Source organism: Aeromonas enterica (assembly GCF_054052465.1).
Genome location: NZ_JBSTYL010000028.1, coordinates 14,409 through 27,696 on the forward strand (window position 1 = coordinate 14,409; position 13,288 = coordinate 27,696).

The 13,288-nt window shown below is 62.7% G+C and carries 14 protein-coding genes; 4 read left to right on the forward strand and 10 right to left on the reverse strand.

Features of this window, described 5'->3' with window-relative positions:
• Positions 1–22 precede the first annotated feature (22 nt).
• Positions 23–796 (reverse strand): substrate-binding periplasmic protein, encoded by a 774-nt coding sequence (locus ACW5XD_RS20710; protein WP_456496504.1) that lies wholly within the window; start codon positions 794–796, stop codon positions 23–25.
• A 152-nt stretch (positions 797–948) separates the two neighbouring features.
• The gene (locus ACW5XD_RS20715; RefSeq protein WP_456496505.1) at positions 949–1,920 is read right to left on the reverse strand and encodes a hypothetical protein; all 972 of its coding nucleotides are present in this window, start codon (positions 1,918–1,920) and stop codon (positions 949–951) included.
• Between the two features lie 215 nt (positions 1,921–2,135).
• Between ACW5XD_RS20715 and ACW5XD_RS20720 the strand changes: the two genes are divergently transcribed.
• A complete protein-coding gene (locus ACW5XD_RS20720) occupies positions 2,136–2,462 on the forward strand; it encodes a YnjH family protein (RefSeq protein ID WP_456496506.1) in 327 nt (108 codons plus the stop codon).
• A 296-nt stretch (positions 2,463–2,758) separates the two neighbouring features.
• Here the strand turns inward: ACW5XD_RS20720 and ACW5XD_RS20725 are convergent, their stop codons facing one another.
• A complete protein-coding gene (locus ACW5XD_RS20725) occupies positions 2,759–4,207 on the reverse strand; it encodes a catalase (RefSeq protein ID WP_456496507.1) in 1,449 nt (482 codons plus the stop codon).
• Between the two features lie 161 nt (positions 4,208–4,368).
• On the opposite strand from ACW5XD_RS20725, the gene ACW5XD_RS20730 reads away from it, so the two are divergent.
• The gene (locus ACW5XD_RS20730; protein WP_456496508.1) at positions 4,369–4,854 is read left to right on the forward strand and encodes a GNAT family N-acetyltransferase; all 486 of its coding nucleotides are present in this window, start codon (positions 4,369–4,371) and stop codon (positions 4,852–4,854) included.
• Complete coding sequence (locus ACW5XD_RS20735; RefSeq protein ID WP_456496509.1) at positions 4,851–5,708, forward strand: AraC family transcriptional regulator; 858 nt, start codon at positions 4,851–4,853, stop codon at positions 5,706–5,708. The genes ACW5XD_RS20730 and ACW5XD_RS20735 overlap by 4 nt, the downstream gene beginning before the upstream one ends.
• Positions 5,709–5,785: 77 nt before the next feature.
• Here ACW5XD_RS20735 and ACW5XD_RS20740 read toward each other — a convergent pair whose 3' ends face one another.
• Positions 5,786–6,685: a DMT family transporter gene (locus ACW5XD_RS20740; RefSeq protein WP_456496510.1), complete on the reverse strand. Its 900-nt coding sequence runs from the start codon at positions 6,683–6,685 to the stop codon at positions 5,786–5,788.
• 178 nt (positions 6,686–6,863) lie between these two features.
• A complete protein-coding gene (locus ACW5XD_RS20745; RefSeq protein WP_456496511.1) occupies positions 6,864–7,304 on the reverse strand; it encodes a DUF2214 family protein in 441 nt (146 codons plus the stop codon).
• Between the two features lie 109 nt (positions 7,305–7,413).
• Between ACW5XD_RS20745 and ACW5XD_RS20750 the strand changes: the two genes are divergently transcribed.
• Positions 7,414–9,024 (forward strand): sensor domain-containing diguanylate cyclase, encoded by a 1,611-nt coding sequence (locus ACW5XD_RS20750; protein ID WP_456496512.1) that lies wholly within the window; start codon positions 7,414–7,416, stop codon positions 9,022–9,024.
• 15 nt (positions 9,025–9,039) lie between these two features.
• Here ACW5XD_RS20750 and ACW5XD_RS20755 read toward each other — a convergent pair whose 3' ends face one another.
• The 5 genes from ACW5XD_RS20755 to ACW5XD_RS20775 all read right to left on the reverse strand — a co-directional run bounded on the left by ACW5XD_RS20755 (position 9,040) and on the right by ACW5XD_RS20775 (position 13,279).
• Complete coding sequence (locus ACW5XD_RS20755; protein ID WP_456496513.1) at positions 9,040–9,699, reverse strand: HAD family hydrolase; 660 nt, start codon at positions 9,697–9,699, stop codon at positions 9,040–9,042.
• 65 nt (positions 9,700–9,764) lie between these two features.
• Positions 9,765–10,772 carry an ABC transporter ATP-binding protein gene (locus ACW5XD_RS20760; protein WP_456496514.1) on the reverse strand — a complete coding sequence of 336 codons (1,008 nt, stop codon included), beginning with the start codon at positions 10,770–10,772 and terminating at the stop codon, positions 9,765–9,767.
• 5 nt (positions 10,773–10,777) lie between these two features.
• On the reverse strand, positions 10,778–11,554 hold the full coding sequence (locus ACW5XD_RS20765) for an ABC transporter permease (RefSeq protein ID WP_456496515.1): 777 nt from the start codon (positions 11,552–11,554) through the stop codon (positions 10,778–10,780).
• The gene (locus tag ACW5XD_RS20770; RefSeq protein ID WP_456496516.1) at positions 11,547–12,446 is read right to left on the reverse strand and encodes an ABC transporter permease; all 900 of its coding nucleotides are present in this window, start codon (positions 12,444–12,446) and stop codon (positions 11,547–11,549) included. The genes ACW5XD_RS20765 and ACW5XD_RS20770 overlap by 8 nt, the downstream gene beginning before the upstream one ends.
• The gene (locus ACW5XD_RS20775) at positions 12,446–13,279 is read right to left on the reverse strand and encodes an alkaline phosphatase family protein (RefSeq protein ID WP_456496517.1); all 834 of its coding nucleotides are present in this window, start codon (positions 13,277–13,279) and stop codon (positions 12,446–12,448) included. Before ACW5XD_RS20775 ends, ACW5XD_RS20770 begins: the two co-directional genes overlap by 1 nt.
• Positions 13,280–13,288 lie beyond the last annotated feature (9 nt).

Genomic DNA, 13,288 nt, shown 5'->3' on the forward strand with positions numbered 1-13,288 from the left:
CCTGTTTGCATTGAATCTTTACTTACTCGATCAGTGGCAGCTGGTCCGCCGGCGGGGACTGCACCACATCCTGATAGCGGGCGAGCAGCCGTTTGAAGGCATCTCCTTTTCGTACCTTGTCGAGCGCTTGCTGCAGGCGGGCGACCTGCTGTCTGTCGGCCGCCGGGTTGAAGGCGAAGCAGTTGTCCTGATCCGCCAGGGTGGCGACCGTGACGAAGGTGTCCGATGGAAAGCCCAGTTGTCTGGCCTGATGGAACAGCATCACCTCGTTGCCGGCCACCAGATCGGTGCGGGCCATGATGAGCTGGCGCACCACCTGATCCATCCGCTCCACCGACATCAGGTTGGCGGGGCTGATGCCCCGGTTGAGCAGCAGCTGCTCCCCCACGTCCGCCTGCATGACCCCGATCTGCAGCTTGGCCAGGTCCGCCTTGCCGGTCACCTTGGGGGCATCCCGCTTGCGGCCTACCAGAGAGACCCGCGAGTGGCTGATGGGGCAAACCCAGAGGAAGTGGGGATCCCGCGCCTGGGTGTGGGCTGTGGTGAACAGCACCGCATCCGGCTGCTGGGTCAGCAGGTACCAGGCCTTGGCCCAGGGCATGAAGTGAATGGGCTGCTCCGGCTCGCCCATCTCCTGCCACATCAGTCTCAGCAACTCCACCGCCAGGCCGGTGCTGTTGCCCTTCTCATCCTGGCCGTTGAACGGCATGTTCTGCTCGGAGTAATAGGTGAATGCCGAGGCGGGCAGGGCCGCACCGAGACAACAGCAGAGCATCAGGCTGAGCAGACGCGACATGGCAGCACTCCTTGCAACAAAGCGTCCTTCCAGTTTAGGGGGCTATGCCGAGAAGTTCATGGTTTCCGCTGTGCGGATAGGATGTGTGGCTGGGCGGTGAGCAATGGGGGAGGGAAAACAGGCCATCCTGCGATGGCCTGTGGCGGTGTGGCTTACTTGAGCAGGGCTTCCATCTCGGCTTCGGCGGCGGCGCGTGCGGCCTCGGCCTTGGCGGCCGAATCTGCCGCCATCGTTGCGGTCGCACTGGCGCTGCTGGCCGCCTGCTTGGCCGGTTCGGTCACGGCCTTGGTGGCCTGTTGCTGCACTGTGGTGCTGGCGCTGCTGACCGCCTGCTTGGCGGGTTCGGTCACGGCCTTGGTCGCCTGCTGCTGCACGGTCGCACTGGCGCTGCTGACCGTCTGTTTGGCGGGTTCGGTCACGGCCTTGGTCGCCTGCTGCTGCACGGTCGCACTGGCGCTGCCGACCACCTGCTTGGTGGTATCTGTCACGGTCTTGCTGGCTTGCTGTTGGGCCGAGGCGGTGGCGCTGCCGACCACCTGCTTGGTGGTATCTGTCATGGTCTTGCTGGCACCTTGCTGGATCGAGCCCAGCACACTGTCGAGTACCGAGGTAGTGGCACCGGCTCCGGCCAACGTCTTGTTGGCGTCGGAGAGTGCGGTGGCCGTCGGGTTGGCCTGAGCCTGCCAGTTCTGCATCTCGCTTGGCCAGGTCGGTGCGCTCGCGGCCAGGTTTTCGCCAAAGACCTGGGGTGTGCCATCGCCCTTGAGCAGCATGACGGACATCTGGTTGGTCTGTGAGTTCCACACCATGCCGGCCTGCTTGGCCACGTCCGGCACGGGGGCGTAGCGGGAGACCACGTAGAACAGCGGACCCTCCTGCTGCAGCTCGTTGGCTGTCTTGAGCAACTGCATGGTGCTGTCGTAATTGGGACCCAGAATGCTGGTCATCCGATCCTTGATCATCGGCTGTTCGAACAGATTGGCTTCGTTGGGGTCGAAACCGACCAGCGGCTTGAGCAGGGCCCACATCAACTGACTGGTGGGACTCATCATCAAGAGGGGGGCGACGCAGGCGGACAACATCAGGCTCAGGCAGGCCGCCTGGAGCAACGGCATGATACGCATTGGGATAACATCCAAATAACGATTTGATTAATAAGGTTATATTCGTCGAGAACCGACAAATCCACCGGGGTTTTCCTGCGCCGTTTTTGATGGGCGTGAGCAGGCGCTGGCAGGCTATCATATTGGCTTGGGAATGCCAGTCGGCGTGCGGTTTATTAATCAAGTTTGCGCCGTTTCCGGTCGCCTGAACCTTCTATCTAGCAAGGAGTGACATCATGTATCTGGGCAAGAGGGTAGGTGGCTGGCTGTTGCTGGCACTGCTGGGCGGGGCGACCGGCATTGGCGTGGCGGCAGAGCCGAAGCGGGCGGAAGTGGGAGCCGAACTGGTGCTGCCACTGGGCTCGCTGCCGGAGCGAGTCTGCTGGTATCAGGATCAGAAATATTCGCTGGGGGCCAGGATCCAGCAGGGCGACAGCTGGCTGGAGTGCGCCCCGCAAAACGCGCTGGAGAGCAACGGGCCACTGGCCTGGCGTGAATCTGAAAGGGCGTCGGATGTAGCCGGCAAAGCGGCGACGAGCAGTACCATTACCGTGGGCCAGTGAGGCTTTTCTTGATCCAGCTAAAGACATGGGCGTGATCTCTATCGCATAATGCGGCTCTTTTCCTCTCTTGGCTGGAACCTAAGAAATGGCTCGTCGCTCTTCCAATGCACAACGTCGTCGCAGTAGCTGGTGGTACAAACGCCTGTTGGCAAGGGAGCGGGAAGAGCGCGAAGCGCGTTCCGTCCGGGATTGATACAGCAGTGAAAACGGAGCCTTGGGCTCCGTTTTTTATTCATCACGCACAACCATAACGAAAACGGGGGCCCCAGGCCCCCGTTTTATTGTGTGTTTGCGGCTTAGCGCTGCAAGGCGGCCAGTGCCAGCTCGACCCGCTTGGCGTACTCGGGGTCGGCCTGCTCGAAGTGCTTGAGCTGGGCCGCGACTATGGCGTCATCCTCCACATTGACGAGGGAGCGCGCCAGGTTGGCGGCGAGGCGCGAACGCTGGCCCTCGTCCATGATGCGGAACAGGTTGCCCGGCTGGCTGTAATAGTCGCTATCGTAGTCGCGAAAATCGTAGTGCAGGGCGGCGCCTTCCAGACTCAGTGCAGGTTCGTGCTGCTCGCTCGGCTGCTGGGTGCCGAAGCGGTTCGGCTGGTAGTTGGGGCTGGCGCCGCCGTTGCTGTCGGCTCGCATGGCGCCGTCACGATGGGCGCCATGGTGGAACGGGCAGCGCGGCGCGTTGACCGGCAGCAGACCGTGGTTGACGCCGAGGCGGTAGCGCTGGGTGTCGCCGTAGGAGAAGAGTCGTCCCTGCAGCATGCGATCCGGCGAGAAGCCGATACCGGGCACCACGTTGGCCGGGGTGAACGCCGCCTGTTCCACATGGGCGAAGTAGTTGTCCGGGTTCTGGTTGAGCTCCAGCACGCCGACCGGGATCAGCGGGTAGTCGCTGTGCGGCCATACCTTGGTGAGATCGAACGGGTGGATCTGGTAGGTCTGGGCGTCGGCCTCTGGCATCACCTGCACATAGACCTTCCAGCGCGGGAAGTCGCCCTGCTCGATGGCATTGAACAGATCGGCCTGGCTGGTCTCCCGATCCTGACCGACGACGTTGGCGGCCTCTTCATCGGTATAGAAGCTGTGGCCCTGCTCGGTCTTGAAGTGGAACTTGACCCAGAAGCGCTCGTTGGCGTCATTGATGAAGCTGAAGGTATGGCTGCCATAGCCGTTCATCTCGCGCAGGCTCTTGGGGATGCCGCGATCACTGAAGAGGATGGTGACCTGGTGCAGGGATTCCGGATGGCGGGACCAGAAATCCCAGGCGGCGGTGGCGCTGCGCAGGTTGGTGCGCGGATCCCGTTTCTGGGTATGGATGAAGTCCGGGAATTTCAGCGGATCGCGAATGAAGAAGACAGGGGTGTTGTTACCCACCAGATCCCAGTTGCCCTGCTCCGTGTAGAACTTGAGGGCGAAGCCGCGCACGTCGCGCTCGGCATCGGCTGCGCCCTTCTCACCGGCCACGGTGGAGAAGCGCAGGAAGACGGGGGTCTGTTTGCCGATGGCGTTGAACAGATCCGCCTTGCTGAACTGGCTGATGTCATGGGTCACGGTAAAGGTGCCGTAAGCGCCCGAGCCTTTAGCGTGAACCACCCGCTCCGGGATCCGTTCCCGATCGAAGTGAGCCAACTTTTCCATCAACCAGATGTCTTGCATCAGCACCGGGCCGCGGGGACCGGCGGTGAGGCTGTTGTTGTTGTCGACAACGGGGGCTCCATTGGCACTGTGCAGGGTCTTGTCGTTCATGGTGCTTCTCCTTGTTGGTGAGCCTTGATTCTATAACAAGGAAAAACCCCGAGACCAATGGGTCTTCCCTCGCCCTTTGATAGTCATCGCAAATGAGTGTGACGGGGGGATGACCGGCCCCCGGTGATACGGCATGATGAGGGTTTGCCAAAGGAGCCCCTATGCAGATCCAGATCCGTCATGCCGAACCCGCCGATGCCCCCGCCTTGCGGGATCTCTACGCCATGCCCAATGCCCAGGCGGGCACCTTGCAACTGCCTTATCCGACTCTGGGCGTCTGGCAGACGCGGTTGGAGAACGGCAGCGTGGTGGCGCTGGTGGCCGAGGTCGACAGCCTGCTGGTAGGCCAGATCTCATTGCATGTGGAGCCCAACCCCAGACGCAAGCATGTGGCCGGCATTGGCATGGGGGTGCGGGATGACTGGGCTGGCAAGGGGATTGGTTCGGCTCTGCTGGGAGCCGCGCTGGAGATGGCCGACAACTGGCTCAACCTGCAACGCGTCGAACTCACCGTCTACACCGACAATCAGGGGGCGCTGGCGCTCTATCGCAAGTTCGGTTTCGTCGAGGAGGGGCTGGCCCGTGGCTACGCCTTTCGCCAGGGTGAGTACGTGGATGCCCTCTACATGGCGAGGATCCGGCCATGATCGACTACCGCCGCCGGCTCATCCCGGTGCTGCGGGCGCTGGAGCAGGATCCGGATCTCTCCATCGAGGCGCTGGCGGAGCGGGCCTGTCTTTCCCTCTACCATTTTCACCGGGTGTTCACCGCCGTGGCGGGCGAGGCGCCGGGGGAGATGTGCCGGCGCTTGCGCATGCAGCGGGCGGCCTGGCAGCTCTGCTACACCGATGCCAGCATCACCGCCATCGCGCTGGGGGCGGGGCTAGGCAGCTCCCAGGCGTTTGCCAAGGCCTTTCGTCGCTACTATGGCTGCACACCGGGCGCGTTTCGCAGTGACAAGAGCAAGAATGGACACCTGGAGAGCAAGGATGGACACGCATGGGAAGGCTCGTCCCCTTATGCTGAAGGCCACTCATCAGCAAGGAGCAACACCATGAAAACTGTCGAGATGGACGCCCGCACTCTGGCCTATGTGCGGGTCACCGGTCCCTATGGCGAGGGTTATGATGCCGTCTGCGGCCGCCTGCACCAGTGGGCCGCTGCGCGCGGGCTGGAGGGCGGGGAGTGGATCTTCATCTACCACGACAACCCGGAGGTGACGCCGCCGGCCCAGTGCCGCACCGACATCGGCATCACTGTGCCACCCCAGACCCGGGGCGAGGGCGAGGTGGAGACCCAGCTCATCCCGGCTGGCCGTTATGCCCAGTCCCGTTACCTCATCACCGATCGCAACCAGTACGGGCCGCGCTGGCAGGAGCATGTGGGTGACATAGTGGCTGCCGGGCTGGAGTTTGGCAGCGGCCCCTGCTTCGAGCTCTACCACAGCGTGAGCAACGATCCCCTGCGCGACGACGTGAGCTTCTGCTCCAGCGTGCGCTAGGCGTGCGGCAATAAAACGAGGCGCCCTGGGCGCCTCGTTTTGTTTGGAGTCACTGGCGTTCCGGCATGCCCGCCGCATCAGGGCTGGCTCGGCACCTTGTCCCGACGCGATTTCCACCACCAGCGCAGGCGGATCTGGGAGATCAACATGCCTGCCAGCATCAGGGCGCAGCCCACCATGGCGCGTTCATCCAGAGTCTCGCCGAGCAGCAGCACACCGCCGATGGCGGCGAAGACTGTCTCCAGGCTGAGGATGATGGCGGCGTGGGCCGGATGGGCACCGCGCTGCCCCACCACCTGCAGTGTGTAGCCGATACCGACCGAGACCAGACCGGCATAGAGCAGTGCCTGCCAACCCGCCATGGCGCCGCTCATGGTCGGCGTCTCCATGGTGAAGGCGACCCCCAGGCTGAGCAGGCCGCACACCAGGAACTGGACGCCAGCCAGGCGGATCGGTGCGACCCGGCTCGAGTAGTGATCCAGCACCAGCAGATGGATGGCCCAGAACAGGGCACCGATCACCTGCAACAGGTCGCCGTAGCCTATGGTGAACTCCTCGGTCACGCTCAGGTAATAGAGCCCCGCCATGGCGATGAGGGCGCCGATCCAGGTATTGGCCCCGGTCTTGTGGCGCAGGGCCAGGCCGATGACGGGCACCAGAATGATGTAGAGACCCGTGATGAAGCCCGCCTTGGCGGCCGTGGTATAGAGCAGCCCCACCTGCTGCAGGGAGGCGGCGCTGAACAGCACGACCCCGGCGAGCAGGCCTCCGGTCAGCAGCAGGCGCCGATCACCGGACTGACCCGTGGGCTGTCGTGACTTGAGCCACCACAAGAGCGGCAGCAGAGAGAGGGCCCCCAGCAGAAAGCGCAGGCCGTTGAAGGTGTAGGGCCCCATGTGGTCCATTCCGAGCCGCTGGGCGACGAAGCCCAGTCCCCAGATGGCGGCGGCCATCAATAACATCATGTTCGAACGCATAGATTCATCCCTGAAAGACGGACGGGCAGGACCGTTCCGCAAAGCGCCAGCCTTCAAGATAACCGTGTGCAGGGGGATTTGTCTTTAGCGCCGGCGAGTTTGGCCAGCAAGGGAGGGGAGGGCGAGCAGCACGCCCGGCTGAGAAACAGCCGTTATTGCGGTTCAGTGGCGATGGCCTTCAGCTACTGGCGAGTTTGGCCAGCAGGGGGATCAGGGCGAGCAGCAAGAGGTTGCCGCGCAGGATCCAGATCACCCAGAACTGCTGCTGGGTGGAGACCATGGGGGCCCGGCCCTGGCGCAGGGAGCGGCGCCAGCGATAGAAGAGACGACTAGGGTAGCCAAAGCTGATAGCCATCAGGAAAAACAGCAGCAGCTTGGTGCGATAGCCGGGGTTGGCGAGCAGCACGGCGGGCTGCTCGGGGTGGGCAAGTACCTGCAACACGCCCGTGATGAAAATGAGCAGCAGGGCCAGCGCCGCCAGGCCATCGGCCAGCAGCAGCTTGCGCACCTGTTCGATGGACATGCCACGTCTGAACAGGAAATACTCCGAGGTGATGGCCCCGGTCAGGGTGATCACGGCGCAATAGTGCAGCGCCATCAGCAGATCCGGGTTCAACATCCGTGTCGATTACCTCTTATTGAGCACATAACCAGCTTCCGTTTGGACGCCATCCTGTGGTGCTGATATTCTGACACTACATCATGTCTGACGGTAGCAGGAGTCCGGGTTGGATAAGCGTGTTGTCTCCAAGAAAACCTGGTCCCTGGTTGCCCGGATGCGGCTGGGGTTGCTGCTGCTGTTTATTCCCGTACTGATGCTGGGCGCCATCTACTATCTGCACATGGAACGCAGCCTGCAAAACGAGTTGCAGCAGCGTCTGCTCGCCACCAATCACCAGTTGCGTCACGTCTTCATTGAACCCTATCTCCACGAGATGGAACGGCAGTTTACGCTTATCTACGACCAAGTGAAGGTGGAAGATATCAGCGGTCCCCGGCTGCACAATACCGAGACCTATCTGAAGGAGTGGCGGCTCTACAAAGGGATGATGGCCGACCTGATCTACATCTATGTCGGCACGGCCGAGCGCCAGATGCTGATCTATCCCAAGTGGGAGGCAGATGCCAGTTTCGATCCCAGAGTGCGCCCCTGGTATCAGCTGGCCAATCAGCACGTGGGCAAGATGGTCTGGACCGAGCCCTACTACGACTACACCAATGGCAATCTGGTGATCGCCCTGGCGCGGGCCTTGACCGATGCCAGCGGCAAGGTGCAGGGAGTGTTTGCGGTCGATGCCATTCTGGCGCCCTTTTCGGCCCAGCTGAACCGCCAGGCCGACAACGGTTACCAGATGATCGTCAACCACTCCGGCGAGGTGCTGGTGCACCCGGATCCCGCCCAGTTGCTCAAGCCCATGGCCCATCCTGAGTGGCTCTCCCGTTTCAGCCTGGAAGACGGCATCTTTCTGGACAAGGCCTCCCAGCTGTTTGTGGCCTACAGCCAGTTGCCCGAGCGCAACTGGGTGCTGATCAGCGTGCAACCGGCGGCCAGCGTGCAGGCCGCGATCGACAGGGTCTCCCTCAACGTGCAGTTGCTGGTGGCGCTGGCCTGTGTGCTCTATTTCGTGCTGGCGCTGGTGTGGTCTCGTTATTTCCGCCGCATGCTTGACGAGATTGCCTCCATGATCCGGGCCAGCCGGACCCAACCCGATGATGTGCCCCAGGGCGGAATGCGGGAGCTCCAGCACGTTTACGCCGAGCTGGCCGAGGCGAGCAAGGATTATCACGAGGCCCGCCAGCAGGCCAATCTGGACAAGCTGACCGGTCTCTACAACCGCCGTTTCTTCGACGAACGCCTGACCCGGTTGTTGCTCGAACAGCAGCCCTTCTGTCTGGCCATGGTCGATCTCGATGACTTCAAGCGGGTCAACGACAACTATGGTCACCAGACAGGGGATGTGGTGCTCAAGCGGGTGGCCAAGCTGGCTATGCGGTTACTGGGAGATCATGGTTGGGTCTGCCGTTACGGCGGGGAGGAGCTGGTGGTGCTGATGGTCAATCCGGACACCCACTTCTGCCTGATGCTGCTGGAGCAGTTCCGCAAGGGGGTGGAGTCACTGGACTGGCGCGAGCCTGGCCTCAAACTCACCTTGAGTGGCGGGCTGGTGGCCAGCCATGGGGTGGCGCACGGCAAGACGCTGCTGGAGGTGGCCGATGCCGAGGTCTATCGCGCCAAGCGTGATGGCAAGAACCGCATCTACCTGGGCAACCCGCAGGCGCCGATGGCTGAAGAGGCAATATTGCCAACAGGCAGCCGGTTAAGTAACGAAGAGGCCTGAGGGCCTCTTCTTCATTCAGCCGGTCAGCTGCCAGTCGAGGGTAGGCCAGTCGTGTTCGGCAGCGACCTGCCGCAGACCGGGAGCCGGGTTGACCGCATGGGGATGAGTCACGGCTCGCAGCAGCGGCAGGTCGTTGTGGGAGTCGCTGTAACCATGACTCTCCTGCCAGAGGTCGTCGTCTCCGGCAAAGAGCTGATTGATGCGGGCTACCTTGCCCTCGCGAAAGCTGAGAGTGCCGCGAGTCTGACCGGTCAGCATTCCCTCCTCCTCATCCAGCAGGATGGCGACGCAGTGATCCATCCCCAGCATCTGCGCCATCGGCGCCACCAGATGCTCGCCGGAGGCGGAGATGAGCACCAGCTCGTCGCCACGCTGGCGGTGCCACTCGATACGCTCCAACCCCTCGGGGTAGATACGATCGCGCAGCACCTGCTCGGCAAAGCGCATACAGAGCGGGTCGAGCCACTGGCGCGACTTGCCTGCCAACGGTTGCAGAGTGAAGGCCATGTACTGATGCATGTCCATCTTGCCTTGATGGTAGAGGGACATCAGGGCCTGCTCCTCGGCAATCATGTCTGCCGGAGCCAGCTCCTCGGCCACCATGTACTCCAGCCAGAGACTGGCAGAATCCCCCGCGATAAGGGTCTCGTCCAAATCAAACAGTGCCAGTGCCATGCTTGCTCCTTGCGTGGGCTACCGGCATCGTGATACCGGGTGAAAAAAGAAAGTCGTTCATGGTTTTATGCTACCTCACACAGCTGATCCCGGGCCACCACCAGGGTGACAGCCGTGCCTACCGGCAGCAGATCGCGGGCCGAGCGATTGAGACAGTCCACCGTCAAGAGCCCCGCCTCGCATGTCACCTGATAGCGAATGACGTTGCCGAGCAACTGCTGCTGGGCTATGACGCCCGGCAGGCTGGGATCAAGGCTCTGCACCCCAGCCGGCAGCAAGGCAATGGACTCCGGCCGCAGCGCCAGCCTGGCATGGGCGTGCGGGCCAAACAGTGACTTGCTCTGCTCCGCGCTCAGCAGGTTGTAGTTGCCGATAAAGCTTGCCACAAACTCGCTGGCGGGGCGGGTGTAGATCTGCTCCGGTGTGCCGCTCTGCACTATGGATCCCTTGTTCATCAGGAATACCCGGTCCGACATGGTCAGCGCTTCTTCCTGATCGTGGGTGACGAAGATGGTGGTGAGCTCAAGTCGCTGCTGGATCTCGCGGATCTGCAAGCGCAGGCTGCGGCGGATGCGGGCATCAAGGGCCGAAAGCGGCTCGTCCAGCAACAGGATCCTTGGCCGCACCACCAGAGCGCGGGCCAGGGCGACCCGCTGGCGCTGGCCGCCGGAGAGTTCGGCCGGGTAGCGGCGCTCAAAGCCGGTCAGCTCCACCAGTTCCAGCGCTTCCTGCACGCTGGTGGCGAGCTCCCGTCCCGGCTGAGGCTTCATCTTGAGGCCGAAGGCCACGTTGTCCCATACCGTCATGTTGGGGAAGAGGGCGTAGCTCTGAAATACCATGCCGATGCCCCGCTTCTGGGGCGCCTGCCAGGTGATGTCCTCACCGGCCACCCGCACCTGACCACCATCCACCGCGGTGAGCCCGGCCAACGCTCGCAACAGGGTGGATTTGCCGCAGCCGGAGGGGCCGAGCAGGGTCACCAGCTCCCCCTTGCGGATGCCGAATTCAATCCCCTCGAACACCTTGGTGTCACCGTAGGATTTGTGCAACTGATTGACTTCTAAATGAAACATCTGGATCACCGATGAAATCTGTTGGCCGCCCAGGTGAGCAGCAGGGTCAGCAGGAAGTAGCTCATCACCAGCGCGCTGGTGAAGTGGCCCGAGGTGGCGCGCATGTTGTAGAGGTAGACCTGCAGGGTCTCATAACGGGTGCCCACCAGCATGTTGGCGAACACGAACTCGCCGAGCAGGAAGGAGAGCGACAGAAACAGCGCCGCCAGCAACCCCTTGCGCAGACAGGGCACTACCACTAGGGCGAAGGCGCGGGCACTGCTGGCCCCCAGCAGATGGGCGGCATCCATCAGATCTTTCAGCGGCACACCCTGCAGGCTGTTGGCCAGCGCCCGGTACATGAAGGGGAGCACTATGGTGAACCAGGCACCCGCCAGGATCCACGGCGTGCCGACGATGGGCAGAGGGCCGTCGGCGTAGATCTGCAGCAGCCCCACCGAGGAGACCACCGGCGGCACCGCGAAGGGGAGCAGGATCAGCAGGTTCATCCAGGGATCCAGCTTGGGGAAGTAGTAGGCCACCACCAGCACGGTGGGCACCAGCACCAGCGTCCCCAGCAACAGGGTGGCGAAACAGACAAACAGGCTGCGGCCGAAGGCGGCGAGAAAGCGCGGGTCGCCCCACAGTTGCAGATACCAGTCGAGGGTCAAGCCGTCCGGCAGCAGGGTCGCCCCCCAGCGGGTGGAGATGGAGTAGAGAAAAGTAGCCAGCAGCGGCAGCAGCAGGGTGGCGACCAGCGCCCCCAGCACCCACTTGGGCCAGCGCGGCGTCAGGTCATGCATGGGATTGCCCCTTGTTCAGATAGCTCTTTTTCAGCAGCCACTGGTTGGCGGCTGTCACTACCCCCAGCAGCACCATCAGGATCACCGCCAGCGCCGCTGCCATGTTGGGCTCGAGGAAGATGTCGCCGGAGACCAGACTGGCCACTCGTATGGTCACCAGATTGAAGTTGCCGGTGGTGAGGGCGTAGGCAGAGGCATAGGCGCCCACCGCGTTGGCAAACAATATGATGAGGGTGCCGAGCAGCGCCGGAGTCAGTACCGGCAGCGCCACGTGCCATACATATTGCCCTCTGCTGGCCCCCAGCAGGGCGGCGGCTTGGGGCCAGTCATCCTGCAATGCATCGAACGCCGGGTAGAGCAGCAGCAGGGCGAGCGGGATCTGGAAGTAGGTGTAGATGAGGATAAGACCCGACCCCGAATAGAGGTTGAAGCCGTCGATCCAGCCCCAGGATTTGAGCAACAGGGTGACGGCGCCGTTGATGCCGAGAATGATGATGAAGGCGAATGCCAGCGGTACCCCGCTGAAGTTGCTGGTCATGGTAACAAACGCCAGCAACAGCCGTTTTACCCGCTCGCCGCTCTGGCGCAGCGCGGCCGCCCCCAGGGCGCCGATGGCGAGCCCCGCCAGGCTGGCGATGCCGGCGATACGCAGCGAGTTGGTGAAGGATTGCAGGTAGAAGGGGGAACCCAGGATCTCCCGATAGTAATCGAACCCCCAGCCCTCCGGGGTTTGAAAACTGCCCACCAGTACCCACACCATGGGGGCGAGCTGAAACAGGATCATCAAGAGAGCAAAGGGCAGCAGCACCAGCACGGGCAACCAGTGGCGGCGGATCCTGCGCAGGGGTGCCGTGGGTTGAGCCGTCGGGGTCCGGGTCGTTGCAGGCATCATCAGTGTACCTCGCGCAAGAAGGCTGCCTTGAGCAGGGGAGGGCTGATCGGCTTGTCGTGGGGCACGCCCAGCAGATCGGCCATCAGGGCGCAGAGCTGGGTCTGCTGCATCGCGGGGCCGGCCGGCCACTGGCTGATGAAGGCATCGCCAAACAGCCAGAGCGGCACAGTGCGCTCTTCCGGCAAAGTACCGCCGTGGCTCAGGTCGTTGTTCATGCCGTGATCCGAGGTGATCAGCACCTGATAGCCCTGTGCCAGCCACTGGGGCAGCAGGTCGGCCAGCAGACTGTCCATCCGGCGCGCCTGATTGCGGTACTGGTGAGAATCGAGGCCAAAGCGGTGACCCGCATCGTCCACCCCCATCGGGTGGATCAGCAGAAAATCGGGGTCATATTGGGTTCGCAGCCACTCGCCATCCATCAGCAGATGGCTGTCGGGGTAGCCGTCATCCCAGTAGAAGCAGCCATGCTGTATCGGCAGTTGCTCGTCGTGGGTGAAGCGATCCCGTGGTGCGAGCCAGGGGCTGCGATTGTAGAGCTCGCTCACCCAGTGGTAGGCCGCCGCTGCAGTACGTTTGCCGCCCGTCCGAGCCAGGTGGAAGATGGAGTCATGCTGACTGAGTCGACTAACCCCGTTGTGGGTGATGCCGCTCATCACTGGTGACATGCCAGTCAGGATGCACTCGTAGAGGGGCCTGGAGAGGGAGGGGAGGGCACAGCTCAGGGTTGCATGCAGACCCTGTCCCGCCTCCACCATGCCTGCGAGGTAGCCCATGCAATGGGCTACCTCGGCAGAGAGGCCATCCACAAGTACCACTATCACCTTGTGTTGCACTGGATTCCC

Bases quoted from the DNA above. Each gene is read 5' to 3' on its own strand.
- ACW5XD_RS20735 (WP_456496509.1), top strand. From the start codon at position 4,851: ATGATCGACTACCGCCGCCGGCTCATCCCGGTGCTGCGGGCGCTGGAG.
- ACW5XD_RS20740 (WP_456496510.1), bottom strand. From the start codon at position 6,685: ATGCGTTCGAACATGATGTTATTGATGGCCGCCGCCATCTGGGGACTG.
- ACW5XD_RS20730 (WP_456496508.1), top strand. From the start codon at position 4,369: ATGCAGATCCAGATCCGTCATGCCGAACCCGCCGATGCCCCCGCCTTG.
- ACW5XD_RS20725 (WP_456496507.1), bottom strand. From the start codon at position 4,207: ATGAACGACAAGACCCTGCACAGTGCCAATGGAGCCCCCGTTGTCGAC.
- ACW5XD_RS20755 (WP_456496513.1), bottom strand. From the start codon at position 9,699: ATGGCACTGGCACTGTTTGATTTGGACGAGACCCTTATCGCGGGGGAT.
- ACW5XD_RS20770 (WP_456496516.1), bottom strand. From the start codon at position 12,446: ATGATGCCTGCAACGACCCGGACCCCGACGGCTCAACCCACGGCACCC.
- ACW5XD_RS20710 (WP_456496504.1), bottom strand. From the start codon at position 796: ATGTCGCGTCTGCTCAGCCTGATGCTCTGCTGTTGTCTCGGTGCGGCC.
- ACW5XD_RS20765 (WP_456496515.1), bottom strand. From the start codon at position 11,554: ATGCATGACCTGACGCCGCGCTGGCCCAAGTGGGTGCTGGGGGCGCTG.
- ACW5XD_RS20720 (WP_456496506.1), top strand. From the start codon at position 2,136: ATGTATCTGGGCAAGAGGGTAGGTGGCTGGCTGTTGCTGGCACTGCTG.
- ACW5XD_RS20715 (WP_456496505.1), bottom strand. From the start codon at position 1,920: ATGCGTATCATGCCGTTGCTCCAGGCGGCCTGCCTGAGCCTGATGTTG.
- ACW5XD_RS20745 (WP_456496511.1), bottom strand. From the start codon at position 7,304: ATGTTGAACCCGGATCTGCTGATGGCGCTGCACTATTGCGCCGTGATC.
- ACW5XD_RS20760 (WP_456496514.1), bottom strand. From the start codon at position 10,772: ATGTTTCATTTAGAAGTCAATCAGTTGCACAAATCCTACGGTGACACC.